General features: G+C 35.8%; 29 protein-coding genes. 26 read left to right on the top strand and 3 right to left on the bottom strand.

Features of this window, described 5'->3' with window-relative positions; all coding sequences use genetic code 11:
• Positions 1–32: 32 nt before the first annotated feature.
• From GNT69_RS19835 to GNT69_RS19815, 5 genes are all read left to right on the top strand, one after another.
• Complete coding sequence (locus GNT69_RS19835) at positions 33–554, top strand: flavodoxin domain-containing protein (protein ID WP_203556728.1); 522 nt, start codon at positions 33–35, stop codon at positions 552–554.
• 203 nt (positions 555–757) lie between these two features.
• Positions 758–1,720 (top strand): calcium/sodium antiporter, encoded by a 963-nt coding sequence (locus GNT69_RS19830; RefSeq protein WP_203556727.1) that lies wholly within the window; start codon positions 758–760, stop codon positions 1,718–1,720.
• A gap of 643 nt (positions 1,721–2,363) precedes the next feature.
• Positions 2,364–2,747 carry a YbaN family protein gene (locus GNT69_RS19825; protein WP_239094358.1) on the top strand — a complete coding sequence of 128 codons (384 nt, stop codon included), beginning with the start codon at positions 2,364–2,366 and terminating at the stop codon, positions 2,745–2,747.
• A 221-nt stretch (positions 2,748–2,968) separates the two neighbouring features.
• On the top strand, positions 2,969–3,913 hold the full coding sequence (locus GNT69_RS19820) for a pilus assembly protein TadG-related protein (protein ID WP_203556726.1): 945 nt from the start codon (positions 2,969–2,971) through the stop codon (positions 3,911–3,913).
• Between the two features lie 154 nt (positions 3,914–4,067).
• Positions 4,068–4,784, top strand: a complete 717-nt coding sequence (locus GNT69_RS19815; RefSeq protein WP_203556725.1) for a metallophosphoesterase family protein — start codon at positions 4,068–4,070, stop codon at positions 4,782–4,784.
• A 36-nt stretch (positions 4,785–4,820) separates the two neighbouring features.
• On the opposite strand, the gene GNT69_RS19810 is transcribed toward GNT69_RS19815, so the two are convergent.
• Positions 4,821–5,147: a DUF192 domain-containing protein gene (locus GNT69_RS19810; RefSeq protein ID WP_203556724.1), complete on the bottom strand. Its 327-nt coding sequence runs from the start codon at positions 5,145–5,147 to the stop codon at positions 4,821–4,823.
• Positions 5,148–5,431: 284 nt separating this feature from the next.
• On the opposite strand from GNT69_RS19810, the gene GNT69_RS19805 reads away from it, so the two are divergent.
• The 10 genes from GNT69_RS19805 to GNT69_RS19760 all read left to right on the top strand — a co-directional run bounded on the left by GNT69_RS19805 (position 5,432) and on the right by GNT69_RS19760 (position 12,487).
• On the top strand, positions 5,432–5,599 hold the full coding sequence (locus GNT69_RS19805) for a Flp family type IVb pilin (protein ID WP_203556723.1): 168 nt from the start codon (positions 5,432–5,434) through the stop codon (positions 5,597–5,599).
• Between the two features lie 81 nt (positions 5,600–5,680).
• Positions 5,681–6,187, top strand: coding sequence for an A24 family peptidase (locus tag GNT69_RS19800; protein ID WP_203556722.1), 507 nt, complete (start codon positions 5,681–5,683; stop codon positions 6,185–6,187).
• On the top strand, positions 6,187–6,537 hold the full coding sequence (locus GNT69_RS19795; RefSeq protein ID WP_203556721.1) for a TadE/TadG family type IV pilus assembly protein: 351 nt from the start codon (positions 6,187–6,189) through the stop codon (positions 6,535–6,537). Before GNT69_RS19800 ends, GNT69_RS19795 begins: the two co-directional genes overlap by 1 nt.
• A 98-nt stretch (positions 6,538–6,635) precedes the next feature.
• Positions 6,636–7,202: a Flp pilus assembly protein CpaB gene (gene cpaB / locus GNT69_RS19790; RefSeq protein WP_203556720.1), complete on the top strand. Its 567-nt coding sequence runs from the start codon at positions 6,636–6,638 to the stop codon at positions 7,200–7,202.
• A 2-nt stretch (positions 7,203–7,204) separates the two neighbouring features.
• Positions 7,205–8,392, top strand: a complete 1,188-nt coding sequence (locus tag GNT69_RS19785) for a CpaE/TadZ family protein (protein ID WP_203556719.1) — start codon at positions 7,205–7,207, stop codon at positions 8,390–8,392.
• Positions 8,393–8,406: 14 nt separating this feature from the next.
• Positions 8,407–9,741: a TadA family conjugal transfer-associated ATPase gene (locus GNT69_RS19780; RefSeq protein ID WP_203556718.1), complete on the top strand. Its 1,335-nt coding sequence runs from the start codon at positions 8,407–8,409 to the stop codon at positions 9,739–9,741.
• Positions 9,741–10,715, top strand: coding sequence for a type II secretion system F family protein (locus GNT69_RS19775; RefSeq protein WP_203556717.1), 975 nt, complete (start codon positions 9,741–9,743; stop codon positions 10,713–10,715). Before GNT69_RS19780 ends, GNT69_RS19775 begins: the two co-directional genes overlap by 1 nt.
• 4 nt (positions 10,716–10,719) lie before the next feature.
• Positions 10,720–11,652, top strand: a complete 933-nt coding sequence (locus tag GNT69_RS19770) for a type II secretion system F family protein (protein ID WP_203556716.1) — start codon at positions 10,720–10,722, stop codon at positions 11,650–11,652.
• A 64-nt stretch (positions 11,653–11,716) separates the two neighbouring features.
• Positions 11,717–12,064, top strand: coding sequence for a helix-turn-helix domain-containing protein (locus GNT69_RS19765; protein ID WP_203556715.1), 348 nt, complete (start codon positions 11,717–11,719; stop codon positions 12,062–12,064).
• Positions 12,065–12,190: 126 nt separating this feature from the next.
• Complete coding sequence (locus tag GNT69_RS19760) at positions 12,191–12,487, top strand: DUF5658 family protein (RefSeq protein WP_203556714.1); 297 nt, start codon at positions 12,191–12,193, stop codon at positions 12,485–12,487.
• A gap of 104 nt (positions 12,488–12,591) precedes the next feature.
• Here GNT69_RS19760 and GNT69_RS19755 read toward each other — a convergent pair whose 3' ends face one another.
• Together GNT69_RS19755 and GNT69_RS19750 are read right to left on the bottom strand one after the other, a co-directional pair.
• Positions 12,592–13,614: an acyltransferase family protein gene (locus GNT69_RS19755; protein WP_203556713.1), complete on the bottom strand. Its 1,023-nt coding sequence runs from the start codon at positions 13,612–13,614 to the stop codon at positions 12,592–12,594.
• A 97-nt stretch (positions 13,615–13,711) separates the two neighbouring features.
• Positions 13,712–14,839, bottom strand: a complete 1,128-nt coding sequence (locus tag GNT69_RS19750) for a glycosyltransferase family protein (RefSeq protein WP_203556712.1) — start codon at positions 14,837–14,839, stop codon at positions 13,712–13,714.
• A gap of 375 nt (positions 14,840–15,214) precedes the next feature.
• On the opposite strand from GNT69_RS19750, the gene GNT69_RS19745 reads away from it, so the two are divergent.
• The 11 genes from GNT69_RS19745 (at position 15,215) to GNT69_RS19695 (ending at position 25,461) form a co-directional block, all read left to right on the top strand.
• Complete coding sequence (locus GNT69_RS19745; protein ID WP_203556711.1) at positions 15,215–16,345, top strand: SDR family NAD(P)-dependent oxidoreductase; 1,131 nt, start codon at positions 15,215–15,217, stop codon at positions 16,343–16,345.
• Entirely contained in the window at positions 16,342–17,385 is a 1,044-nt protein-coding gene (locus GNT69_RS19740; protein WP_203556710.1) for a WaaS/CpsH family glycosyltransferase, read from the top strand. Before GNT69_RS19745 ends, GNT69_RS19740 begins: the two co-directional genes overlap by 4 nt.
• 22 nt (positions 17,386–17,407) lie before the next feature.
• Positions 17,408–17,974 carry a dTDP-4-dehydrorhamnose 3,5-epimerase gene (gene rfbC, locus GNT69_RS19735; protein WP_203556709.1) on the top strand — a complete coding sequence of 189 codons (567 nt, stop codon included), beginning with the start codon at positions 17,408–17,410 and terminating at the stop codon, positions 17,972–17,974.
• Entirely contained in the window at positions 17,971–18,993 is a 1,023-nt protein-coding gene (rfbB, locus tag GNT69_RS19730; RefSeq protein WP_203556708.1) for a dTDP-glucose 4,6-dehydratase, read from the top strand. The genes rfbC and rfbB overlap by 4 nt, the downstream gene beginning before the upstream one ends.
• Complete coding sequence (gene rfbD, locus GNT69_RS19725; protein WP_203556707.1) at positions 18,981–19,925, top strand: dTDP-4-dehydrorhamnose reductase; 945 nt, start codon at positions 18,981–18,983, stop codon at positions 19,923–19,925. The genes rfbB and rfbD overlap by 13 nt, the downstream gene beginning before the upstream one ends.
• 94 nt (positions 19,926–20,019) lie before the next feature.
• A complete protein-coding gene (locus tag GNT69_RS19720; protein ID WP_203556706.1) occupies positions 20,020–20,691 on the top strand; it encodes a sugar transferase in 672 nt (223 codons plus the stop codon).
• Between the two features lie 79 nt (positions 20,692–20,770).
• Positions 20,771–21,517 carry a YveK family protein gene (locus GNT69_RS19715; RefSeq protein ID WP_203556705.1) on the top strand — a complete coding sequence of 249 codons (747 nt, stop codon included), beginning with the start codon at positions 20,771–20,773 and terminating at the stop codon, positions 21,515–21,517.
• Positions 21,518–21,522: 5 nt separating this feature from the next.
• The gene (locus GNT69_RS19710; protein ID WP_239094357.1) at positions 21,523–22,197 is read left to right on the top strand and encodes a CpsD/CapB family tyrosine-protein kinase; all 675 of its coding nucleotides are present in this window, start codon (positions 21,523–21,525) and stop codon (positions 22,195–22,197) included.
• 135 nt (positions 22,198–22,332) lie between these two features.
• A complete protein-coding gene (locus tag GNT69_RS19705) occupies positions 22,333–23,109 on the top strand; it encodes a sugar phosphate nucleotidyltransferase (protein WP_203556704.1) in 777 nt (258 codons plus the stop codon).
• A 96-nt stretch (positions 23,110–23,205) separates the two neighbouring features.
• Positions 23,206–24,135 carry a glycosyltransferase family 2 protein gene (locus GNT69_RS19700; protein WP_203556703.1) on the top strand — a complete coding sequence of 310 codons (930 nt, stop codon included), beginning with the start codon at positions 23,206–23,208 and terminating at the stop codon, positions 24,133–24,135.
• A 45-nt stretch (positions 24,136–24,180) separates the two neighbouring features.
• Positions 24,181–25,461, top strand: a complete 1,281-nt coding sequence (locus tag GNT69_RS19695; protein ID WP_203556702.1) for a hypothetical protein — start codon at positions 24,181–24,183, stop codon at positions 25,459–25,461.
• The last annotated feature ends 11 nt before the right edge of the window (positions 25,462–25,472 follow it).

Below are 25,472 nucleotides of genomic sequence, written 5' to 3'. Positions count from 1 at the left end.
AATCTCGTTTATTGCCATTTGGGGGCGGTGGGATGAATACTTTGATTGTTTATTGCACATCTCATGGGACGACAACAAAAGCAGCGATATCTTTAAAGAAGCAGTTGGATGGTGAGGTGATCGTTTTAAACTTAAATCAAGCCAAACTCCACTCTGATATTGAACTTTTTGACTCGGTCATTATTGGAGGATCTATTCGTGTGGGGAGAATTCAAGGGAAAATCAAAAAGTTTATTAAACAACATGAAGAAAATTTATACGATAAGAAAATTGGTTTGTTTCTATGTTGTATGCGAGATGGCGAAGTGGCGGAGGAACAATTTGAAGGCGCTTTCCCGATGAGTTTGCGTGAAAGGGCGATTGCAAAAGGTCTTTTTGGCGGAGAGTTTTTATTTTCAAAAATGAATTTTTTTGAAAGGCAAATTGTCACAAAGATTAGTGGGATGTCAGCCGATATTTCGTTGATTGATGAGTACGCAATCAAGGAATTCGCTAATTGTTTCAATAATAAAGAGGTTTCTGGGCTAGAACGTGAGATTCCTGTACTAACTTAAGAGCAGTTAAAGATATTTACTTCATTCCGTATTGAAAATAGTATTTGATCTTACGATAGGGAACAGTAAGAGTGAGTCATCATGGCGCACTCTTTTTTATATTTTTTTTAGGCAAGTACATATTTAACATTTTATAAATTACGTAAAAGTCTGTTATAATCTACCAATAACTTTGTCCATTCTAGATAAGCAGAGGTGAGCTCATGTCGTACGTTTTGCTAATAGTTGGATTTGTCTTGCTTATGAAGGGGGCCGATCTTTTTGTAGAAGGTTCCTCTAATATAGCTACATTGCTTAAGGTTCCGCCGATACTAATTGGATTAACGATTGTGGCGTTAGGGACAAGTTCTCCGGAAGCAACAGTAAGTATTATAGCAGCATTAGAAGGAAGCAGCGGGGTTTCATTAGGGAATGTAATCGGGAGTAATATCTTTAATATCACATTAGTAGTCGGAATCACAGCAATGATTCATCCGTTAGCGGTTGAAACGGATACAATTCGCAAAGAAATTCCCTTTACTTTACTAGCGAGCGTTGCTTTATACATAATGATAAGTGATGTTCTCCTACAAGGGGGAGGTTCAAATGTCATCTCGAGAAGTGAAGGAATCATTTTGTTATTGTTCTTTGCCGTATTTTTATACTATATTTTTGAAATGGCCAGAAATAGCCGTGAAAATGACAAGACCGAAGCGGAAGCAGGGCCAAAAGGAGAGGTTAAATGGAGGAAAAACCTTTTCTTCACGATTGGCGGCTTGGTTGCAATCATTTTCGGTGGTGAAATGGTTGTAAGCAATGCTACCGAGATTGCACTGGCAATTGGGATGAGTGAGACACTAGTTGGGTTGACGATTGTCGCAGTAGGTACTTCCCTTCCTGAGCTCATCACCTCGGTTACCGCGGCTATTAAAAAGGAAACGCAGATTGCGCTTGGAAACATTGTCGGCAGCAATATTTTCAATATTTTATTAGTCATCGGTTCGTCTGCGACGATTACCCCTTTAGCAGTTGATGATAAAATCTCCTTTGACGCGATTTTTATGATCATCTTAACATTAATCTTATTAATATTTTCACGAACAAAGTATAAAGTATCAAAAATCGAAGGGCTAATTTTAGCCGCTGTCTATGTTGCCTATCTAGTGTTTATTATTTTTCGGAATTAATGATGTGGATGTAAGGTGTCTGTTTTTGAGAAACAGGCACTTTTTCGTTGTTTTGTTTAAAATGTTGGATTATTTCCTAATTTTAATTAAGGCAATACATTTTCCAATTAAGGCTACCGATGAAATCGTTAGTTTTTGGACGATAATGCTGGTAACGCGTTATTTAATCCAAGTAATCGGATTAAAAACACTAAATTTCATTGATATATTGCTAGTACTCGCAATAAAACACAGTAAAAAGAGGGGTTAATCCGAGTACTAGCAATAAAATAAGGTCAGAAGGTCGATATAATCCCTGTACTAGCAATAAAAAACGGCCGAAAATCGCTTTAATCCAAGTACTAGCAAAAAACCAGCCTCATAATCACGCTTAATCAAAGTACTAGCAAAAAACCAGCCTCATAATCACGCTTAATCAAAGTACTAGGAATAAAACATAGACTATTAAATTTATGAACAACCATTTTAATAAAAAAATCGGTTGTTTCGGTCTTTTTAACACGGAACTGCACCGGACAAAAAGACCGGGAGTTAATTTTATCAGGCTTTTCTTTGTTCATCTTGTTCCCAGTTCTATATTGAAGGTTTATTCACATTCCATTTGGATGGTATAATAGAATCGATAGCTTTTGGATTGGAGGGAATGACGATAAAATTAATTAAAATTATATATATAGGCTTAGGATTCTTTTTTATGGGGTTAGGAATGATAGGGATTGTGCTTCCTGTTTTACCTACTACACCGTTTCTTCTCCTCGCATTATACTTTTTCGTGAAAGGTTCCAAACGGTTTGAGCTATGGTTCCGAGGCACGAATGTTTATAAAAAATACCTTGAAGATTTTGTCCGCGATCGTTCAATGACACTGAAACAGAAGCTTTCAATCAATCTGTTTGCAGATGCCATGATTCTCATTCCGTTTATTATTCTTGATAACAATTGGCTAAGAGTATTCTTACTTTTGGTTATCGCATATAAATACTATTATTTCTTCACAAAAATTAAAACGAAGCCAAGTGAAAGTTAAGTAGACCGCTTTGTCGCAGGAAATTGCGATAAAGCGGTTTTTTAGTGATTTTAAAGGGTTCGTCATAAAATTTCTACTAGCAAGAGAATCTTGTTTTTGTTTTCCTTTTTTCAAAATAAAAATAATTTTATCTAGCAAAAGAGGGAGAATGATACTATAATTCTTAATAAAGAACAAAAATAGATAAATATTTAAATATATAGAACAGAGGAGGAAACTGGTTGAAATGGAAACATTTATTAAAAAGTGAAAACGGGCAAGCTTTAGTGTTTACTGCTTTACTGCTCACTGGTTTACTAGGGTTTACTGGCCTAGTCATTGACGGCGGGAAGCTCTATTTGGCAAAATCGCAGCTTCAGAAAGCTGTAGATGCAGGGGCTTTAGCTGGCGGAGATGTGATGCTAAAAAGCAAAGCGGATAGTGGATCTTTTAATCACCCAACTGCAAATACAGAAGCAATGAAAATAAGTGGAAATAATTATAACGGGACCGGTATTTCGTATGCTGCCTGTTTCCGTAATCAAGCAGAAACAAATTGCAGCGGGATGAATGCGACTGCAAATGTGATTCAAGTAAATGGGCGGGAAGAAGTTGCCCTCGTTTTAATGCCAATTTTGGGGATTAGTAGTACTGTTACAGTCGAAGCAAGAGCAGAGGTTCAAATTGGCTCGGTTGGAACGGTATACGCTGGAAATATTATTCCTATCGGGATTAAAAAAGAAGAAGCACAAGGACTTGAGTTTGGTACTATTTGGGATATATCCGATTCACCAGGAGAAGGGTTTCAAGGGAATTACAGCTTTTTAGACTTCTCAAGCATTCATGAAAGCGGGCCTAATGGAGCAAATGGGGTGAAGTATTATATCGAAAATGGTGCCCAAGTACCGATTTCGGTTAACCAACAAATTAAAACAGAAAATGGGGTAATGACAGGGCCGGTGAATACTGCAATCACAGCTAAAATAGGGGAGATCGTTTATGTTCCAATCGTAAGTGAAATCACTAGCAATACGGTGACTGTTTTAGGATTTGCGGCAATGAAAATCATTGATTATGACACAAGCAGTAAAACCGTAAAAGCTCAATTTCTTGAGGAAGTTCTCGAGGGAGATATTGGTGGAGGAAGCAATGAATATGGGACGTACACTTCGAAAATGATTTTATAAAGTTACGAGAATGTTTCATCATAATTTGATGAAACATTTTTTGATTTAACGCAATTAGTATTCTGAAATTCTATTACAGTTATTGAGTTAGTTTTATTCTATTGATTGTAAAGAGTATAATATGGGTAACAAAGGAATTTGGAGGGATGAATGGATGAAAATCGCTTTTATTTCGGATATCCATGGCAATGCGAATGCACTCGATGCGGTGCTGGCAGATATCGAAACAAGAAAAGTTGATAAAATCGCGGTACTTGGGGATATTTGTTATCGTGGACCGGAACCACAGCGCTCATTAGAGCTTGTAAGGTCGTTAAACACAGATGTAATTAAAGGAAATGCCGATGAATGGGTCGTCCGTGGTGTCAATAGCGGTGAAGTACCTGATCATGCACTTGAAATGATGAATAAAGAACGTGAGTGGATTTGTTCGCAGCTGAACGATGAAGCGATTGACTATCTTCGTCATTTGCCAACGGAATTAAAGCTTGAGGTCGATGGTGTGAACATCCATGCTTTTCATGCAACACCATCAAGTTTATTTGATATTGTCTTACCTGATGAAAATGAGGATACTTTAACAGCGAAAATGATGAGAGAAAAAGCGGAACTGTTTGTTTATGCACATATCCATCGACCTTATATTCGCTACATAAATGGAAAATGTATCATCAATATTGGCAGTGTCGGATTGCCATTCGATGGGTTAGCAAAGTCTGCTTACGCCTTAGTTGAAGTGGATGGTACTAGTGTCCAATCATCGATTATCAGAGTGGGATATGATGTGGAGAAGACGATTCACCAGTTTAATCAATCTAATTATCCAAATAAGGAAATGATGATCAACGTATTGCGGAATGCTAGGCTTTAACTTGACTTAAATGAAAGGGGACCGGTTTACTGGTCCCTAAAGTTCAATAAATTCTCCTTCTTTTAATTCTAACTTTTGAACCGTTCCTGCGGGAAGTTCAATAACAGAATATGCCCCTTTAACAGGTTTAACAAATCTCCATGGCTGAAGCTCTGCGACAGTTTTAATAATCTTCCCTTCTTTATTAATAAAAACAGCATCGATGGCAAACTTCATAAAACACATATGAATGGAATTGCATGGCGTAATCCATAACCCTTCTTTCGCAAGTGGTGTTTTTCGAAACATTAACCCTCTTAACCTTTTAAAAAACGAATCGGCAATTTGAATAGAATAGGGAAGGGTTCGTTTATATGTAATCATTTTCTACTAACCTCTTTTCAATAAAATGTTCTATATATCGAATATAAAGCATCATTGTTTCATTCTCAATAGGAAACAATGTAGAGTTTTGTCGTATTTTATTTAGAACAAATTCAGAGAAAATAGTTTACTTTAACGAACAATCATCGTATTATCTACGTAAGGGTTGTTCATTAAAAAGAACGAAATAGGATAACTTAATTCAATAGAGAAATAAACTTCTCTATAAAAGTTCACTAAAATGAACAAAACGACAAATTATAAACTTTTAGGAGGAAACGAGAATGCTAGAAAAAATGAAGAATTTAGTAATGGAAGAAGAAGGACAAGGGTTATCGGAGTATGGGTTAGTATTAGGGGTAGTAGTATTGGCTGCTGTTGCAGCATTAGCATTATTTAGCGATGCGATTGAGGACCTATTCGATGAAATTGTAGCGGCACTTACATTATAAGGATAAACGAAATTAAGTTTATGACCCAAGCGCTCTACTATTCTAGTAGGGCGCTCATTCTTAAAAGCTGAGGTAATCATTATGTTTATTCAAATAATCCTATTGATAACGGTAGTTATCTCATTAGTAACGGATCTAAAGAACAGAAAGATTTTAAATATCGTCACTCTACCGGCAATTATGATTGGTTTCGTTTATTACAGTGTGACATTGGGTTGGGAAGGATTTCAATTTAGCGGCCTAGGTTTTCTTCTTGGATTTTTCGTTCTATTGATTCCGTACCTTTTAGGAGGGATGGGAGCTGGGGATGTGAAATTAATGGCTGCGATTGGAGCTTTAATGGGAGCGAGTTTTGTTTTTTATTCATTTGTTTTTACTGCACTTATCGGCGGAATCATCTCTGTCATCTTAATCGTTAAGAAATATGGTTTCGTGTATTCGCTTCGTTCATTTTTAATCAACATTGTTTTTTTAAAAGGAATTTTCACTTCATTAAAAAATGCCGATAAAAACTCTAGTATTGTTTTCCCTTACGGTGTAGCAATCACAATCGGAACTTTGAGTGCTTATGTTTGGGGTGGTTTCTAATGAAGTCTGAAAAAGGCCAATCGCTCGTCGAGTTTGCATTCGTTATTCCAATGTTGGTTTTGCTGTTATTTGGAATCGTCGATTTTGGGCGAGCGTTTCATGCGTATTTAGTTATTGACCATGCGGGGAGAGAAGCGGCTCGCGCAGCTAGTCTTAGCGACAGCAATCCTACTCAAGTAGCGGTTCAGTCTGGAGGAAGTATTGGGCTGGCGACTGGTCATGTCAATGTCAATCCAGGTTCAGGACCTGGGACGGACGCAACCGTTGTCATTAAATACCCGTTTGAATTCATCACTCCAATTGCAAGTGGGTTTACGATCACGAATACGACGGTCATGCGTGTTGAATAAAGATTGAATATTGAAATAAATAACCAAGAAATAAAGCTTAAAGACTATTAAGTAATAAAAAAATATAAAAGGATTCTTCATTGAAAGGAGGCATCCATTTGAACACAAGAAAAATTTGGCTTTGGTCGTTATTTTTAGGATTGACTGTAACTGTTGTCGCTTATTTCGTGGTTCTGCCACAAGAGCAAGCAACAACTGTAAATATAGAAGCTTCACAAATGGAAGAAGAAATTGAGGTTGAGGAAGAACCTAATTTTAAGCGTGAAATCGCCAATCCAATCGCAGACTTAGCGGAAGGGAAACGGGCAATCTCGATTGATGTTGAGACAGCTTCAGGTGTATCAGGGTATATCGAACCAGAAGCATTCGTCGATGTCATTGCTTATGAAACGACGGAAGATAAAAAGAAGGACGAAAAATTCAAATCGGCCGTAATCGTACTTGAAAATATCAAAGTTCTAGCTGCTGGGAAATCAGCGGATCGCCCAGAAGAAGCATTGCATTATCAGACGGTCACTTTAGAAGTTACTCCTGAAGATGGAGTGGCGCTTAGCCTTGCTGCCTTAGACAGTGATGGATTTTATTTAATGTTACGTAACGAAGGAGAAACCGAAACAGGGAAACAAGGGTATAAAGTAACGAGAAAGATGATTAAGGAGGGGTGATTATGGGGGTATATTGGTTCTATTTCTCAGATACAAATTCAGATGCCGGGGAGCTTTCTTCCTACTTAGATAAACGCGAATATTCTTTAGTGAGCACGAACCAATTGGAAAGCCTTCATAAACAATTGGTTGAGAACCAAAACTCTGTTTTATTTTTAAAAGCAAATTCTCTCTATAATATTTATGATCTTTGTCAGGAGATTTCAGTCCGATATCCACATGTTTATATTATTCTCATTGTTCCAGATAATATGGAAAACATTAAAAAAGCAATGAATATGGGTGCGTCAGATCTTTTAAGAGTTTCTTATACAAATGAAGAAATGCGCGAGTCCGTTCATCAAGCAATCAAATATATGGAACAACGAGAGGGGAAAGATCGTGTTTACGGCCAGTTGCCAAAGGAAGAAAGCAAAGTTTTGACAATTAGCAGTCCTAAAGGCGGGGTCGGTAAAACGTCGTTAACAGCAAACTTAGCCATTTCCTTGGCAAAGCAGGGGAAATCGGTTGCTGTTATTGATGCGAATATCCAGTTCGGTGATATGGCCGTTTATTTTAATGAAAAACCAAAACGCACCATCTATGAATGGGTAAAAGAGGCCTATGGTCGTTCAAATTATACGATTGATCAATACATGATTCATCACGAAAGCGGAGTAGCGATTTTAGCAGCCCCCTCTCGTCCGGAGTTTTTCGAAGGAATTGGCGAAGAACATATTAAAACAGCGATTGAAGAGGTAAAAAAGCTATTTGATGTTGTCTTAATTGACATGCCTAATTATCTTTCTGAAGTTCATATGAGTTGCCTGGAATTGGCAGATGAAATTTTATTAGTGATGACCAATGATTTATCTGTCATTCGCCTAAGTAAACTGTATCTTGAAACACTCGAAACAATTAATTTAAAAGACAAGGTAAAGGTTGTCGTAAATAAACAGTTAAAAAAGCAAGGGTTAAACCATAAGAAATTGGAAGAAATCATTGGGTTGTCTTTATACTGTGTTCTTCCTGAGCAAGGAAAGGTCGCCTTACAAGCGATTTCAACAGGTCTCCCGTATGTTTTATCAAACCCACGAAACCAGTTAAGTAAAAAGGTATTAAAGCTAGCTGAAACAATCATGGCAAAGGAAGAACCAGAGCAGCAGAACGAGAAAAAGAGAGTAAAGCGGAAGTTTTTAGTTAGTCAGTAAGGAGGGGGAAGGGAATGTCTCTTTTTACAAGAAATAAGGAAGAAAAGCGAGAGGCTGAAAGTGGTCGATTAAAAAAGCAATTAAACCGAAATTCAAAACATTTTCTTGAAGTGGAACCGAAATTGCATACGCATTTACTTGATGAACTAAGAAAACATCAAGGGAAAACTCGTGACGAAGAGGCAAAAATTATCGATGATCTTAGTCAAACGTTTTTTGAGGAAGAAGACCATCGTTTAAGTTTTGAAGAAAAGCAGGAACTCATTTCCTCTATAAAACATGAGCTATTAGCTTATGGTCCGATTACCCCACTGCTAGAAAACCCAATGATCTCAGAAGTGATGGTGAATGGTCCGAAGGAAGTTTATTGTGAACAAGATGGAAAAATTATTCGCAGTGATGCCGTTTTTCAAAATGACCAGCATGTCATGCGCGTGATTGAAAAGATTGTTTCACCAATTGGTCGCCGTGTGGATGAAAGCTCGCCAATGGTAGATGCTCGTCTGCCAGACGGTTCCCGGGTAAACGCAATTATTCCACCTTTAGCCTTAAAAGGTCCAGCATTGACGATTCGAAAGTTTTCGGAAAAGCCATTTACGATTCAAGATTTAGTTCGGTTTGGAACGCTAAGTGAAGATATGGGGGAATTTCTCGATATTTGTGTAAAATCTCGGCTGAATATTTTTATTAGTGGTGGAACTGGATCAGGAAAAACATCGACATTAAATGTATTATCTTCTTTTATTCCGAATGAAGATCGGATTATTACGATTGAAGATGCTGCGGAATTGAAACTGAACCAGGAACATATCGTTTCACTTGAATCCCGTCCAGAAAATATTGAAGGCAAGGGGAATATTTCTATCCGTGATTTAGTGCGAAACTCACTGCGGATGAGGCCTGACCGAATTGTCGTCGGTGAGGTACGGGGAGCTGAAGCTTTAGATATGTTACAAGCGATGAATACGGGTCATGATGGCAGTTTAAGTACCGGTCATGCAAATGCTCCACGCGATCTTGTTGCCCGTTTGGAGACGATGGTCATGATGGCCGGGTTTGATCTTCCTGTAAGAGCGATTCGCGAACAAATTGCTGGTGCGATTAATTTGATTGTACAACAAGCAAGAATGAAAGATGGAACGAGGAAAATCACTCATATTACAGAGGTACTCGGCATGGAAGGAGATACAGTTGTTCTACAAGATTTGTATTTATTCCGTGAAACTGGTCAAACAGATGGACGAATCGATGGCAAATTTATCTCAACGGGAATCCGACCAAAATTCACAGAGCAGTTGGAGTTAAACGGATATAAGCTTCCGGCCTCTTGGTTTGCAGGTGAATGGTAATGTCCGCTCAAACGATGATTTTCACGATTATATGTATCTTTCTCCTTTCTAGTCTATTAAGCTATTTGTTTTTAGTGAAAGCTTTAAAACGAAAACGAATCGAATCGAGAATGAAGAGCTTTTTACCTGCTGGTATCGAAGAAGAGGTCGAACAACAAGAAGTTGAACAAAAACAAAGTCCATTAAAAGGGCTCTTTTTTACCGCTTCGAGGTTGTTTCAGCATCTCCGCTTTAGTAAGCGGACGGAAAAGCTGTTACTTGAAGCGGGCAGTTCGTTAAAACCAGAGGAATTTTTCGTTGTTCGCGTTGTTGTGTTTGTTTTAGCAGGGCTTGTCGCCTTTATCTCTGGTTTTGCTTGGTATATTTTGGGGATTGCTAGTGTCATTGGCTATCTCTTGCCTACGATGCTGATGAAGCGGAAACGTGACAAGCGCTTAAAACTCCTTTCTACTCAGCTTGTGGAAAGTTTGGGGATGATGTCGAACTCTATGCGGGCCGGATTTAGTTTTATGCAGGCGATGCAAATTGTTGCCAAAGAAATGCCAGATCCGATAGGGCCTGAATTTGATCGTGTCATCAGGCAAGCTGGTTTAGGTGTTCCTCTCGATGAAGTCTTTACTGAAATGGTTAACCGTCTTCCTAATAAGGAATTGGAAGTTGTCGTTCGTGGAATCCTTGCCCAGCGAAAAAGCGGTGGCAATCTCGCAGCTCTTATGGAGACGATGGAGGAGACGGTCAGAGGGAGAATTAGAATTTTGGAAGAGTTGAACACGTTAACTGCGCAAGGGAGAATGTCTTCATGGGTGATTACTTTATTGCCTGTAGGGATGGGCTTTTATTTAGCGCTCATGAATCGAGATTATTTCGCCCCGATGCTTGAACACCCGCTAGGTTTAGTGATGTTATCGATTGCGGCGATTTCAATTATGATTGGTTGGTTTTTCATTCAAAAAATTATCAAAATTGAGGTGTAGAAAATTGGCGAATATTGCCCTCTTGCTCTTAACTGCAGTTTTTTTCACCTTTATCATCGCGGCCACTCTAATGACCGTATTTAAAAAAAAAATTGCGATGAATCAACGAGTAACGAAATATTTTGGAGAAGGTCTTTCTCAAGAGGACCAGCATAATCGTCCGAAAGACAAACAAGGGGTTTTGTCGAGCTTAACAAAAAAGTATTGGGCAAGAGGAACAGCGTACTTAACGAACCGAATATCAAGCTCAGAATTGAAAAAACTTGATTTGCTCCTTCGTGATGCCGGCTATCCATTTGAATCAGCGATTGATTTTCGCCTCTTTCAACTGGTGCTTGCTGGTGGCAGCGGTTTCGCCGTTTTCTTTTTTCTTCTTCCTTTTGTTGAAGAAAAAACAAGTGGTTGGCTACTCGTATTTGCTATCGCATTTCTAGGTTTTCGCTTACCGATTTTTTACTTAGGGAAAAAGGCAAAAGCAAGAATTAAAGCGATTAATAAGACGATGCCAGACTTTTTTGATACCGTTAATTTATTGCTTAAGGCTGGAATGGGTCTTGATTTAGCACTGGCTGAAGTTTCTCGAAAATTAAAAGGTCCATTAGCAGATGAGTTTAAGCAAACGTTAGAGGACATGAAACTAGGGATGTCGAGAGGAGAGGCGTTTTATGAACTGCGGAAGCGTGTCCCATCCGATTCGTTCCAAAGTGTAATTAACTCGCTAATCCAGGCGGATCAAGTTGGTATCGGCATGGCTAAAGTTTTAGGGAATTTAACGATGAGGATAAGGGAACAGCAAAGAGAGGCAGCACGTGAACAAGCAATGAAGGCTCCGGTAAAAATGTTGTTTCCAATGGTTTTCTTTATCTTTCCCTCTTTATTTATCGTAATTTTAGGACCGCTTGTTATTACACTGATGACAAAAGGGCTTGGAGGTTAAAGCTGTGTTGTTGAGGGATTTGGGGAGGATTGTTGTTAATGGCTTGAGTTAGGGGAGAGATATAGTGGAAGGAACCAAATTAAAGGAACTACGGAAGAAAAACAGGCTAACATTAAGCAAATTAAGTGAGTTAACAGGGATATCCAAATCCTATCTAAGTTTGATTGAACGAGATATTCAGAAGAATCCAAGTTTCGATATCTTATACCGAATTGCAAAAACATTAAATGTCGAATTAGAAGAGTTAGTCAAAAGAGAGAAAGAAGGAATGGAAGAGATAAAATTAGGCAGTTCGCAACAAACCGTAAAAACGATGTTTAAAGTAGAAATTGAATTTACTGAAGAACAAATGAGTCCAGAAAAACTGCAGCAAATTAGGGAAGTAATTTATAGATTGAAACATGATGAATAGTCATTTTGGCATAAAAATAAACTAGTGGGTCATAGTATGGATATACGAGAGTAGACTAGGAGCATTTTTATCTTTTCGTTCGTTATATTGAATGTTTACTAAAGAGTTACTTGGCAGGAGGCATTTATGACTAGGTTGTTTTATTACCTTTCGCTCCTAAATATAGTTGATGCATTTGTTACTTATTATGGACTTGAAAAAGGCTATATTACTGAAATGAACCCACTTATGAATAATGTATATGAAGCAAACTCTGTTTTGTTTGTGTTAATAAAACTTTCACTATCTCTGTTACTATTCCTGTTTATCTTTTTTAAAGCTGTTCCTTCTACGCAAATCGTCAAAGCGATTGCTGTCTTTGCTTCGCTGCTCTATACAATTGTTTTTATGCTTCATTGTGTATGGCTGCTTTCGTCACTGTGACGCCCCGAAAAATCTTGTTTCACAGAAATTGTTCCACAGTCCAACTGTAGAAACGTCATAATTAATCCCCATCTAGGAAACTAGTTGGGGATTATTTGCTGCTTTCACTGATTTGCTGCTTTCATTGATTTGATCGTTTTAGTCTTTTTATTTAAAGGTTTATTCTTATATTTGATGAAATGCTTTTCTATGAAATTCCATGAAATCATTGAGAAAACCAATGCTATCGGAAACGAAATTAGGAAATTGGTTAAAGGATTCATACTTCCCCCATAAAAGTGAGTAACTGTTTGTTGAATAGGGAACCCGAATAGAAATAAACTATAAGAATAGTTGCCTAGTTGAGTTGAAAAGGGGATATTAATTTTTTTATAAAAAATTAAAAATATCACTAGGTACGATCCAAATAAGGCGTAACCATGTACAAAAAATTCTAATTTCCAACAGATTAATAACGAGACAAGAGCAATGAGAGCTAATCCGATATTAATAGGAATCCTATTCCTATAGAGATAAAACACGCTTCCAATTGAAAAAAAGATAAATAGTTCAATTAATAATTTCCCTGACGTAATCGGTATGAAAAATAATATAAAAGAGAGCATAAATAACAATAACATGATCCGCTTTGTTAATAACCCTAATAAAGATAGCCCGGCAATACCTATATAAAAAATGACTTCATAATAAATCGTCCAAAGGGATCCATTAACGGTATTAGGATAAATATTATTTTCAAAGGCTCCGGGTAAGCTATGTCCTTCTAGTCCTTTTATAAATAAAACTTTAAAATAACGATAGGTTTCTGGATGCAAGAAATAGTCAGTAACGTTCATACTTGATACAAGCGGTCCTAGTAAGAATATTGTGAATATAACAATAAAAATTAACCCTGGATATAATCTAATGATCCTAGACTTAAAAAAATTAAACAAATTACTATTTCTCATCAAACTCAACGTAATAAAAAATCCACTGATGATAAAGAATGTCATCACTCGTAATCTCTCACTCATATAATCTGTCCCTGATAGGGGAAATGAGTGAACATACACAACCCAAGTAGCAATTAGGAACCTTAAGATATCGAGATTATTATCTCTACCCCTTATATAATCGTTTAACATTATCCTTGTATTCCTCCAATAGTATGTTTCAACTAATTAGTATAAGTCTGCAATGAACATGTGGTGAAGAATCACTTAAGGAACATGAAAAGCGAAGTTACCCATGTTGTCTACGCTCTTTAATTTGAGAGACTTCATTTTTATGGATAATATCGTTAATTATTTTATTACCTGACTGATACTCCTGCAATACATGACTAAGGAGAGAATCACATCTTTCGTTAAATTCTTTCCAATTAATATTTAAATAATAATGATAAAGCTTATCTGCGAATGAAAGGTCATTAGGATCCAATTCAGCCCCAACTTTTTCTGATTCTACTTTTTCCCCCATATATGAATCCTCATTACAAATTTGGGGGATATAGTGAACAATGCCATCATAGAATTTATTCCCCATTGCCCTTGATAATAATTTATGCTTTTCATAAATGTTATGAAGAATGTCTGTTTCTTTTGCGAATTCATAACGTTCTTCTGGTGAATAAACACCATGAAAAAACACATTACGAATTCCATTACTTTGGCAATATTCCTCGAGATTTTTTCCGGTTTTTTGCATTCTACCATGGTAATGAAGTTCAAATCTCTTATCATTTGCTAACCTATCAATAATGGTCCTATTAATTGATTCATCACGAATCATTCCCCAATACCGAACTCTAATTGGTGAAACCTCTCTACTAACAGCCAAACGTACATCTCTATAATGTAACGAGTCTAAAAGGATATTATGTGAAGTAAAAATATTTTCTATTTTAGGAAGGAATTTTCTGAAACCATCAGAGCTTACGAATGTAACAAGCGACTTTTTCGCAATGATTCCAATTAAAAATTTATAAAAATGAATATTTTCAAGAGTAGGATCACGATAGTCAAAAATATATTTTTTAGAATAATTTTTCCAAAGGAAATCCTGTAGCAAAAATCCAGAGACCGTGTTTAGTACGATAATTAAATCAAAATTTTCCTCTAATATTAACTGCTTAGCCGCTTTTCGATATTTCATAAAGCTTTTTATTTTTTTTACCTTTGGGACCTCATCTTCTTGATAACATTTAAACTCATGATAGGTAATATTGAAATCCGGTCGTTTTTCTTCTTTCATATCACGGTTCCAGTACAATAAGTGAACATCATTATGAATCAAATCTAACTGGGATAGGTAAAAATTCATATAGGGCATAAACTTAAGTTTTTGAACACCCATTAATAATATTTTCATCTCATCACTTTCCTTCTTTTTCTTTCCTTCATTTCGCGTTCATTTGTTTATTCCATCGTTTAGAGTACCAATACACACGGATGCTTTCTTGGTTGTGTTGTTCATTATAACGCATAGAAAAACCCAATTCTATTAATTTATCTCGACAATTTTTCTTGGAACATAGCGAAAAAGGTCACTAAAAATAGAAAAAAAAGGTTTGATTTCCTAATTTAAAGGACTTAAACTTAAAATAAATCGTTCTTTACAAAGAACAAGTGGTACGAAGACCTCTAAATTTATATATAAAAGACTTGCTTGAATTTTTTTTGTTTCCATGTTCGTTATAGGAAACACTTGCGTAGGTGTTATCTTCAACATAGGAGGTAGTGGCAAATGGATGTATTGATTACAGGTGGTGCAGGATTTATAGGGAGCTCTCTTGCCTTAAAACTTTTGGATGGTGGATATAAAGTAAAGGTATTAGATAATCTTTCTCCCCAAATTCACGGGAAGATCCCAGAGCAATCGGAATTATATATGAGAATTAAGGATAAAGTTGAGTTCGTTTATGGTGATGTGCGGAGCAAGAGTGACTTAAGAAAGGCGTTGAATGGGGTAAATGTAGTCGTTCATTTAGCTGCTGAAACAGGTACAGGTCAATCTATGTATGAGATTGACAAATACATAGAAGTAAATATAAAAGGGACCGCTAATTTGTTGGATTTAATAGCAAATGAACCGAATGAAGTGAAAAAACTGGTCGTTGCTTCGTCTCGAGCTGTTTATGGAGAAGGAAGATATCTTTGCTATACCCATGGAGAAGTTTTTCCAGGACAGCGAATCGAGGAGCATTTATCTAAAGGAGACTTTAATGTAAAATGCCCTAAATGTGATGAGAATGTGGAGGCAACTAGTACAACAGAGGATTCACAAATCCAGCCTTCTTCTATTTACGGATTTACAAAATATGGGCAGGAGAACATGTGCATGGTTATGGGGAAAGCCTTAGGAATTCCGGTAGTAGGATTAAGATATCAAAATGTTTATGGTCCTGGTCAATCTTTAAAGAATCCATATACAGGTATTCTTTCTATTTTTTCAACGAGAATTAAAAATGGAAATGATCTAAACATTTTTGAGGATGGAACAGAAAGTCGTGACTTTGTCTATATAGATGATGTCGTTGCTGCAACTATGAAAGCAATTGAATTAGATGAAGCGAACGATCAAATTTTTAATGTAGGAACAGGAATAGCTACAGATGTTTTAAAAGTTGCCAATACTTTAGTTGAAAAATATCAGTCAAATGCCAAAATTTTGGTGACCGGTCAATATCGACTTGGTGACATAAGACATAATTTTGCAGATTTATCCAATGTTTTTAATAAGTTAACCTTTGTGCCTCAATATGATTTTGAAGATGGGATCGAACATTTTGTCGAATGGGTAAATGAGCAGGAAATTGAAGAAGACAACTATGATATAGCAATGACGGAAATGAAAGATAAGGGATTATATAAATGATGAATGAATTTAGTGGTAAGAGAATCCTATTTATTTCACCGAAGTTTTTTGGTTACGAAGAAGAAATCAAGATGAAGCTAGAGTCTCTTGGCAGTGTAGTTGATTTCTATGATGAGCGTCCAAAAAATGATTTTCTTACAAAAGCTCTGATTCGAGTGAATAGGAATTTACTGGCGAGAAGAAATGCCAACTATTATAACGAAATCATTGCAAAAACGAAGAACAGGGATTACGACGCAGTTTTTATTATTAGAGGGGAAGTAATATCAAAAAATAACATCAGAAAATTGAAAGAATTTCATAAAAAAGCCAAGTTTATCCTCTATATGTGGGATGCGTTCAACTATTCACCACATTCAAAAAAAATTAAAGACATGTTTGATCTTGTCTATACGTTTGATCGGGAAGATGCTCAAACGTACAGTGAATTAAAATTCAGACCATTATTTTACATTGATGATTATAGGGAACTTGCTGCTACTAAAAGAAAAAAGGACATTGATGTACTTTTTGTCGGTACGGTACATACTGACCGGTTTACAATTCTTAAAAAGATTGAAGAACAGCTAATAGATAATGGTTTAAATTATCACTTTTATAAATATTATCCTAGTAAACTCCTATTCCATATTAAAAGGTTCTTTAACAAAGACTTGAGAATGTTTGGGGAAAAAGAACTTCAGTTTAAGGGGCTCCCAAAGAATGAGGTGCTCGAGTTGTTCTCGAGGGCGAAGGTCATTATCGATATTGAAAGACCGAAGCAAAACGGCTTAACGATAAGGACAATCGAAGTTTTTGGGGCGAAACAAAAGTTGATAACTACTAATTCATCTATTAGAAACTACGATATATATCATCCGGAAAATATCAATGTTATTGATCGGGAACATCCAATGATCAGTCTGGATTTTATTAGAAATCACTTTAAAGAAGTACCTAAAGAGATATATGACAAATATTCAATTGATTCTTGGCTTTTTGAAATATTTGAAATACCCCATAGACAAATGGAAACAAAGCAACTTTTGTTAATTAATTAGATTGTGATTAGGAGTTGGAAAAATGAATATCATTCCTACAAAATTTCAGGATGTGTTACTACTTGAGCCGATTGTCTATGAAGACGAACGTGGTTTCTTTTATGAAAGCTATAACGAAAAGGTATACAAAGAGATTGGAATGAACTTGAATTTTATTCAAGATAATCATTCATTGTCCAAAAAAGCTGGAACGATTAGAGGCATGCACTTTCAACTTAATCCTAAGGCACAAACAAAGCTTGTTCGTGTTACGAGAGGTGCTATTTACGATGTCGCTGTGGATATTAGAAAGGGATCCCCTACATATGGAGAATGGGAAGCTTTTATTTTAACAGCTGAAAATAAGCTGCAGTTATTGATTCCGCAGGGATTTGCTCATGGTTTTTGTACTTTAGTAGAGAACACAGAAGTGCAATATAAAGTTGATCATTTATTTTCTCCACAGCATGATAGAGGAATTATTTGGAATGATCCTGCAATTGGCATCAAATGGCCGAAATCGAATCCAATATTATCTGAAAAAGATAAAAACCATCCAATATTAAAACATGCAGTAAATAATTTTGAGTGGAAGGGCGTAAAGATATGAAATTGTTAATAACAGGTGGTGCTGGTTTTATAGGCAGTAACTTTATTCATTACATATTGGCGACCTATCCTGACGACAAGGTGGTTAATTTAGATTTTTTAACCTACGCAGGGAATCTAGAAAACTTAAAAGCCGTAGAAAATCATGAGAATTATACCTTTGTTAAAGGAGATATCAATAACCGTGAGCTCGTTGATTTTCTTCTAAAAAAATATCAAATCGATGTCATTGTTAATTTTGCAGCAGAATCACATGTTGACCGCAGCATTACTAATCCGGGTGTGTTTGTGAAAACCAATGTACTTGGAACACAATGTTTATTAGATCTCGCTAAAGAAAATAATATTAAGAAATTTGTGCAAATTTCTACTGATGAGGTTTATGGAAGTTTAGGAGAAACAGGCTTTTTTACTGAAAGTACACCGCTAGCCCCTAATAGTCCTTATTCGGCAAGTAAGACAGGCGGAGATTTATTAGTCCGTGCGTATTACGAAACATATGGCATGAATGTAAATATTACAAGATGTTCAAATAACTATGGCCCATACCACTTCCCTGAAAAGCTGATCCCATTATTGGTAACGAATGCTCTGCAAGGGAAAGAACTTCCAATTTATGGGGACGGGGGAAATACCCGTGATTGGCTTCATGTGAGAGATCATTGTTCCGCAATAGATTTAGTCGTTCATGCCGGCAAACCAGGTGAAATATATAACATAGGTGGTCACAATGAAAAAACGAATAATGAAATTGTAAATTTAATTGTCGAAAAATTAGGTGTATCGAAAAATCTAATTAAATACGTAAAAGACCGTCCTGGGCATGATAAAAGATATGCAATTGACCCTACTAAAATTGAAACTGAATTAGGCTGGAAGCCACATTATACCTTTGATGTCGGGATAGTCGAGACAATTAATTGGTATGTAAATAATAAAGAATGGTGGGAAAATATTAAACTTGGTACTTATTTAGATTATTACCAAAAGCAATATGGTGAACAATTATGTCTCCTTTAAAGGTAGTCGTTACTGGTGCGAAAGGACAACTAGGAACTGAGCTAGTTTCCATTTTGAATGAGGAAAACGAAGTCGAAGTTGTTGGATTAAGTAGAGAAGATTTAGACATTACTGATCCCACTCAAGTCCAAAAAAAAATCTATGAATTAATGCCCGATGTCGTCATTCATGCCGCAGCATATACGAATGTAGACATGGCCGAGGATGTTCCTGATACCGCATTTCTAGTGAATGGGATTGGTACAAAGAATTTGGCAATAGCAGCCTCTAAGTTAAAGGCAAAGTTCGTATTTATAAGTACTGACTACGTATTTAATGGTGATAGTAAAAAGCCGATTGGGGAGAGCGAAACTCCATGTCCACTAGGTGTCTATGGACAAACAAAACTTGCTGGTGAAAATTACGTAAGAAAATATCTAGGCAAATATTTTATCGTCAGAACATCGTGGGTATATGGGGTTCATGGAAAAAACTTCGTAAAAACAATGTTAAAGCTTTCGGATAAGATCGATCAGGTTATGGTTGTGGATGATCAAATTGGCAGTCCTACCTACACGTTCGATTTGGCGCAATGTATTTTACGCTTAATTTCCACCGATAAATATGGCATATATCATGTAACAAATTCGGGAAGCTGTTCTTGGCATGAGTTCGCATTAGCGATATTTGAAGAAGCAAATATTGAAATGAATGTTGTACCTTGTAAGACAGATGAATTCCCTAGAAAGGCTCCACGCCCCCATTACTCTGTATTAAATAATACTGCATTAAGGGAAAATGGTTTCCCGCAAATGGAAAATTGGAGGAAGGCACTTACTCATTTCTTTGTGAGATTTTCAAATGAAAATAGGAATCAAACCATCTATGAAAAGGGGAAACATCCTGAAAATACCTGTAATTCACAAAAATATCCAAAACTACCTTTGAGTTAGAGTTCAAAATAAGATGAGTTCTAAGATTTTTGATTATTGCTATCACATAATCTAAGGAAGAAAGTAAATCAAGGTTAAAAAGGCAGGGGCTAATATGTCTAATCCCGTTGAAAATATTTTATTGAAGGTAAAGAATGATGAGATTCTAGTAAACAATAAAACATTTTATTTAAGGACAAAACGATGGCTAGATATCTTCGGAGCTCTAACAGGAATTTTAATTTTTGGCTTTGTTTTTCTTATTATCGCTCTAGCAATTAAGATTGAAGATCCTAAAGGTCCTCTTTTTTTTAAGCAAAAGCGGGTGGGGTTAAATGGAAAAGAATTCATTATGTATAAATTCCGTTCTATGGTATCAAATGCTGAAGAAAAACTTAATGACCTATTGAAGTACAATGACGTCAGTGGACATATGTTTAAGATGAAAAATGATCCAAGAGTAACAAAAGTTGGTAGGTTTATAAGGAAAACAAGTCTTGACGAGCTTCCACAGCTAATTAATGTCTTAAAAGGAGACATGAGTCTCGTGGGACCACGCCCTCCTCTTCCAAGAGAGGTAGAACAATATTCTAAATATGAATTACAGCGATTGTATGTTATTCCAGGGTGTACTGGGTTGTGGCAAGTCAGTGGTAGAAGCAATATTGGCTTTAAAGAAATGGTAGAACTAGATTTATACTATATTCGAACAAGGTCAATCATGGTAGATCTTAAAATTATTATCTTCACTGTGTTTGTTCTATTTGGTTCAAAAAACGCTTTTTAAGATCTGTTGGAAAAAACAGTGGAAGCACTGCAAGTTTTTCTAAAATTAATAACCTTGGCTATGTAAAGGAGCTTATTAAATGGAACAAACGATAAGTATTAGGCAATTTTGGAGGATCCTGAAAGAACATATATTGTTAATCACATTTCTAGGGGTAATTTTTGCGGGGGTTAGTTGGGCTATAGCTACTTATGTGTTGACTCCGGCTTATGAAGCTTCCAGGAAGATTGTTGTTAATAATATTACTCCGAATGAGGTTGTTGATTTTAATACGGTGATGACGAACTTTCAATTTGCCAACACGTATAAGGATATTATCTATTCAGATGTGGTTATTGAACAAGTTATTAACGACTTAAAACTGAATAAAACCTATAAAGAATTAAGTAAGAATATTGTGGTAAATACCCAGAATGAATCACAGGTAATAACCATCATTGTAAAAGATGCTAATTACGAGTTAGCTGTAGACATTGTTAATAAAGTTGCAACTGTTTTTGAGAAACAAGTTTTGGAAATAATCAAGATTGATAACGTACAGTTATTTCCTCCTACTAAAGTAAAGGCTAATCCAGAACCTATCTACCCAAAGCCCATTCTTTTTATGGTTATTGGCTTATTAGCTGGTTTAGTTATTGCTTTCACGATTTCATTATTTTTAGAAGTTTTCCGTAACACAATTATTTATGAAGAAGATATCGAGGAATTATTAAATATTCCTGTAATTGGTGTAGTTTCACATGTCCAATCAAAAGATACAAACAACAAGACACCCAATGTTAAAGAAAAAGTAGTTTTCTCTCAAAATAAAGGATTAGGGGGATAAGTAGATTGTTTAGTAGAAAAAATTCGAGTGCAATAAAACCGCTTATATCACAAACTAATCCTGAGTCTAGGTACGCCGAACAATACAGGATTATTCGTACAAATCTTCAGTACCTATACAATCATGAAATGATTCAGACGATTTTTGTTACATCCGCTTCGCGTGGTGAAGGAAAGACAACAACAGTCGCAAACTTAGGAATTGTATTTGCACAACAAGGAAAGAGGGTCTTGCTAATAGATGCTGATTTTCGAAGACCTGAATTACACAATTTTTTTTCAAAAAATAATTTTAGTGGTTTAATTGATATCCTTCTGAATAATTATTCACTGGAGAAGTTGGTATTATCCACCGCTATAGAAAATCTTGATCTCATTACTAGTGGGCCTAAACCTCCAATTGAGTCTGATTTATTAGGTTCAAAAGAAATGATTTCTTTCCTTGAGAAAATAAAGGAAAAATACGATATCGTATTAATCGATAGTCCACCAATAGTAGAGATTGCAGATTCACAAGTTCTCGCCAATATTTGTGATGGTTCAATCATCGTCATCAAAAGCGGCAAAACGAAAAAGAATAAAGTGGAAATAGCAAAAAATAATTTAATGAATGGTAAGGCCAAGTTTTTAGGAGCTGTGCTCAATGATAAGAAGACCAAAAAGAGTCTGCTTTTATCTTAATAATAATAAGATCCTCTATCCTTACTTTAATAATTTGTAATGCCCATTCGTTCTTTTTTAAGAACTTAATTGTACTTTGTTGGGAACTGTTAAGCCTTAGGTCATGATTTTCAATTAAAAAATGAGGTGGCTAAAATGAAAGGTATTATTCTTGCAGGTGGTACTGGTTCACGGTTAAATCCATTAACAAATGTTACAAATAAACATTTACTGCCTGTAGGCAAGTATCCAATGATCTATTATTCGATTGCAAAACTAAAAGAAGCTGGAGTCGATGAAATTCTCATTGTAACAGGACGTCACCATGCTGGGGATATTATTAATCTTCTAGGAAGTGGATCTGAAATTGGTATTAAGTTAACGTACCGGGTTCAGGATAAAGCCGGAGGTATTGCCGAGGCGTTGGATCTTGCAAAAGAATTTGTAGGGAATGACTTAATGACTGTGATTTTAGGAGATAACATCTTTACTGACGATATTACACCTTATATCAATGATTATATTCGCCAGGGTGGTGGAGCAAAGATTTTAATTAAAGAGGTCCATGACCCTCATCGATTTGGTGTAGCAGAAATTGAAAATGATCTCATTGTATCAATAGAAGAAAAGCCTCAACATCCAAAATCTAAGTTTGCAGTCACTGGGTTTTATATGTACGACAATCGGGTTTTTGACATTATTAAAACATTGAAACCATCAGGAAGAGGTGAACTAGAAATTACGGATGTAAACAATGCTTATATCGAGCTAAATGAATTAAGGTTTGGTGTCGTTTCTGGTGACTGGATTGATGCAGGGACTCATGCATCTCTGGCACGAGCTCATAAAATAGTGGAGCATATTGAAATTGATTTTCAAGCAATTGATGAGATAAAGAAAAACACAACTAGTACCCCTACACTTGTGTCTTAAAGTGAAAGAAGCAAGGTCCTTTACTCGAGAGAGAGTGAAGGACTATTCCTCTAATGTTAATTAGGTGAAATTTAGAAAAACCGAGGTGCGTTATAGATGAACTCCCCATCTTCAGTTGCTATTATTCTTCTTAATTGGAATGGTTATCAAGATACATTTGAATGTCTAAAATCACTAGAGTGTCTTACATATCCAAATTTTCATGTTTTTGTAGTTGATAATGCTTCAACCGATGATTCATATTCTAAATTCATAAAAGATCAAGAAGGTGACACATTCAAGCTTCCGTTAACATTTATTCAGTCGGGTAGTAATTTAGGTTGTGCTGGTGGTAATAATGTGGGAATTCGAACGGCGTATGAACAGGGATTTGATTACTATTGGATGCTTAATAATGATACATATGTAGAACCTGAAGCATTGAGTAAACTCGTTGAAGTGATTGATGATGACGAGCAAGTTGGGATTGTCGGTTCGAAAATCTATAATATTAACAATAATTTACTATGGTTTGCTGGCGGAACAATTAACCCTTATTTAGGCACGAGTAGACCAATAGGAATAAACGAAAAAGATTACGGCCAGTACGACAAAATGAAGGAAGTAGATTTTATCGTAGGTTGCAGCATGTTATTTCGGAAGGAATTAATTCAAAAGATTGGATTCTTGGATGAAGACTATTTTATTTACTATGAGGATACAGATTGGAATTTAAAGGCAAAAAGGGCAGGGATGAAAATAGTTTATGTTCCTTCATCAATTATTCACCATAAAGAATCTAGTTCAACGAAGTCAGCTGACCTGTCTCCATATTATGCTTACTATTTAATGAGAAATGGTTATTTAATGGTTTGTCGAAATAATGCTAAATATAAATGGCTTGCCTTTATGTACATTTTTATTAGAATAATAAAGTTTCACATCCTTTATGTTTTAAATTGTGATAATAAGTTGAAAAGAAGCAGCATGATTATAAAGGGAGCAATCCATGGGATTAAAAACAAAAAAGGACAATACATTAATTAAGTGGTGTGAATGAGAGGGAATGGTAAAAGATAAAGGAGAAGTTCTATGGTAGAAAACGGAATTGGTGGAAGGGAAAAAATATTCATTTTCTTGATACTATTTAGTTTAATCTTTTTGCAACGAACCGCGATAACGATAGGAGATTTACAGCTTTCCCCAGTGTTTCTCTTATCCTTATTATCGGTCATAATCCTTTATTTCTTCAATGAGGTTGAAATCGATCAGAAAAGGTTTTTACTATTTTTAGGTGCGATAAGTGCTCTTATTTTAGCAAGTTTATATGCCCTCATCCATTCAAAAGCAGTAGGGCTTGCTTCATTATTATCAGTTATAGCTTTTTATCTTCCTTTTATTTTTGTTAATAAGAGTAAAGGAAGTCTCAAGTATATTCTTTCAACCTACCAAGGTATGATGATGATTGTCGCTATTTTGGGTATCATTCAATTTTCGTTGCAATTTGTTGGCATCAATTTTATAGATCCATTAAAAGGGGTGCCTGAACAGTTTTTATTAACAGGGTATTACACTTATAATCCTTTATTTCCTGGTTCACCTTTTTTTAAGGCAAACGGAATGATCATGCTAGAGCCTTCTTTTTATTCAAAAATGCTGGCAACGGGAATTATTATCGAATTTTTAACAAAGAAGCGATTAAAGGTAATGATTCTTTTCTTTATAGGTATGTTACTTTCCTTTTCAGGAACAGGTTTTATCATTCTTGCAGTTATTGCTGTACCAATACTTTTTAATTTAAAGCCGATAAAAGTTTTTGCCTTAACGATTCTTATCGGTATATCCGTGTTTGTCTTCTTTGAAAAAGGGTATGGAGAAATTTTTATTGAGAGATTAAATGAGTTTAATACACCTAGAACAAGCGGTCATGTTCGCTTTGTCGCTCCATGGTTAGCCTATAAAGAATTTGTCACAATAGAGGATACAGGTACCGTATTATTTGGAACAGGGGCGGGTACAGTTCAGAATTATTATGGGAGAGAGTATACATTTGATGAACATTCAAGAGTGTTTAATACAGCCCACCCAACCGCTTATATAAAATTACTCGTTGAGTATGGAGTACTTGGTGGTTTGTTCTTTACTATTTTTATTATTTATACGTTTTTTTCCATAACAAAAAATCGAATATTATTGTTTGCTTTATTAATCAATTATTCCTTCTTAACAGCCTCTTTATTACAGTCAACAACGGTATTTATTTGCTTTATTTTAGGGACTTTTGCTGCTGAACGTTTATTATCAGAAGATGTTCGAAAGGAAAAATGGGCAAAAAATGAGTCAATACAAAAGAATTTTTCACAAAGCCATTAATCTATAAAAAT

The sequence above is a fragment of the Bacillus sp. B15-48 genome, assembly GCF_016879755.1.
Lineage (GTDB): Bacteria > Bacillota > Bacilli > Bacillales > Cytobacillaceae > Mesobacillus_B.
This window is presented reverse-complemented; position numbering and strand designations above follow the sequence as displayed.

Excerpts from the sequence above, each read along its gene's own strand:
- GNT69_RS19835 (WP_203556728.1), top strand. The coding sequence starts at position 33 with ATGAATACTTTGATTGTTTATTGCACATCTCATGGGACGACAACAAAA.
- GNT69_RS19830 (WP_203556727.1), top strand. The coding sequence starts at position 758 with ATGTCGTACGTTTTGCTAATAGTTGGATTTGTCTTGCTTATGAAGGGG.
- GNT69_RS19825 (WP_239094358.1), top strand. The coding sequence starts at position 2,364 with ATGACGATAAAATTAATTAAAATTATATATATAGGCTTAGGATTCTTT.
- GNT69_RS19815 (WP_203556725.1), top strand. The coding sequence starts at position 4,068 with ATGAAAATCGCTTTTATTTCGGATATCCATGGCAATGCGAATGCACTC.
- GNT69_RS19810 (WP_203556724.1), bottom strand. The coding sequence starts at position 5,147 with ATGATTACATATAAACGAACCCTTCCCTATTCTATTCAAATTGCCGAT.
- GNT69_RS19805 (WP_203556723.1), top strand. The coding sequence starts at position 5,432 with ATGCTAGAAAAAATGAAGAATTTAGTAATGGAAGAAGAAGGACAAGGG.
- GNT69_RS19800 (WP_203556722.1), top strand. The coding sequence starts at position 5,681 with ATGTTTATTCAAATAATCCTATTGATAACGGTAGTTATCTCATTAGTA.
- GNT69_RS19795 (WP_203556721.1), top strand. The coding sequence starts at position 6,187 with ATGAAGTCTGAAAAAGGCCAATCGCTCGTCGAGTTTGCATTCGTTATT.
- GNT69_RS19785 (WP_203556719.1), top strand. The coding sequence starts at position 7,205 with ATGGGGGTATATTGGTTCTATTTCTCAGATACAAATTCAGATGCCGGG.
- GNT69_RS19780 (WP_203556718.1), top strand. The coding sequence starts at position 8,407 with ATGTCTCTTTTTACAAGAAATAAGGAAGAAAAGCGAGAGGCTGAAAGT.
- GNT69_RS19775 (WP_203556717.1), top strand. The coding sequence starts at position 9,741 with ATGTCCGCTCAAACGATGATTTTCACGATTATATGTATCTTTCTCCTT.
- GNT69_RS19760 (WP_203556714.1), top strand. The coding sequence starts at position 12,191 with ATGACTAGGTTGTTTTATTACCTTTCGCTCCTAAATATAGTTGATGCA.
- GNT69_RS19755 (WP_203556713.1), bottom strand. The coding sequence starts at position 13,614 with ATGTTAAACGATTATATAAGGGGTAGAGATAATAATCTCGATATCTTA.
- GNT69_RS19750 (WP_203556712.1), bottom strand. The coding sequence starts at position 14,839 with ATGAAAATATTATTAATGGGTGTTCAAAAACTTAAGTTTATGCCCTAT.
- GNT69_RS19745 (WP_203556711.1), top strand. The coding sequence starts at position 15,215 with ATGGATGTATTGATTACAGGTGGTGCAGGATTTATAGGGAGCTCTCTT.
- GNT69_RS19740 (WP_203556710.1), top strand. The coding sequence starts at position 16,342 with ATGATGAATGAATTTAGTGGTAAGAGAATCCTATTTATTTCACCGAAG.
- rfbC (WP_203556709.1), top strand. The coding sequence starts at position 17,408 with ATGAATATCATTCCTACAAAATTTCAGGATGTGTTACTACTTGAGCCG.
- rfbB (WP_203556708.1), top strand. The coding sequence starts at position 17,971 with ATGAAATTGTTAATAACAGGTGGTGCTGGTTTTATAGGCAGTAACTTT.
- rfbD (WP_203556707.1), top strand. The coding sequence starts at position 18,981 with ATGTCTCCTTTAAAGGTAGTCGTTACTGGTGCGAAAGGACAACTAGGA.
- GNT69_RS19720 (WP_203556706.1), top strand. The coding sequence starts at position 20,020 with ATGTCTAATCCCGTTGAAAATATTTTATTGAAGGTAAAGAATGATGAG.
- GNT69_RS19715 (WP_203556705.1), top strand. The coding sequence starts at position 20,771 with ATGGAACAAACGATAAGTATTAGGCAATTTTGGAGGATCCTGAAAGAA.
- GNT69_RS19705 (WP_203556704.1), top strand. The coding sequence starts at position 22,333 with ATGAAAGGTATTATTCTTGCAGGTGGTACTGGTTCACGGTTAAATCCA.
- GNT69_RS19700 (WP_203556703.1), top strand. The coding sequence starts at position 23,206 with ATGAACTCCCCATCTTCAGTTGCTATTATTCTTCTTAATTGGAATGGT.
- GNT69_RS19695 (WP_203556702.1), top strand. The coding sequence starts at position 24,181 with ATGGTAGAAAACGGAATTGGTGGAAGGGAAAAAATATTCATTTTCTTG.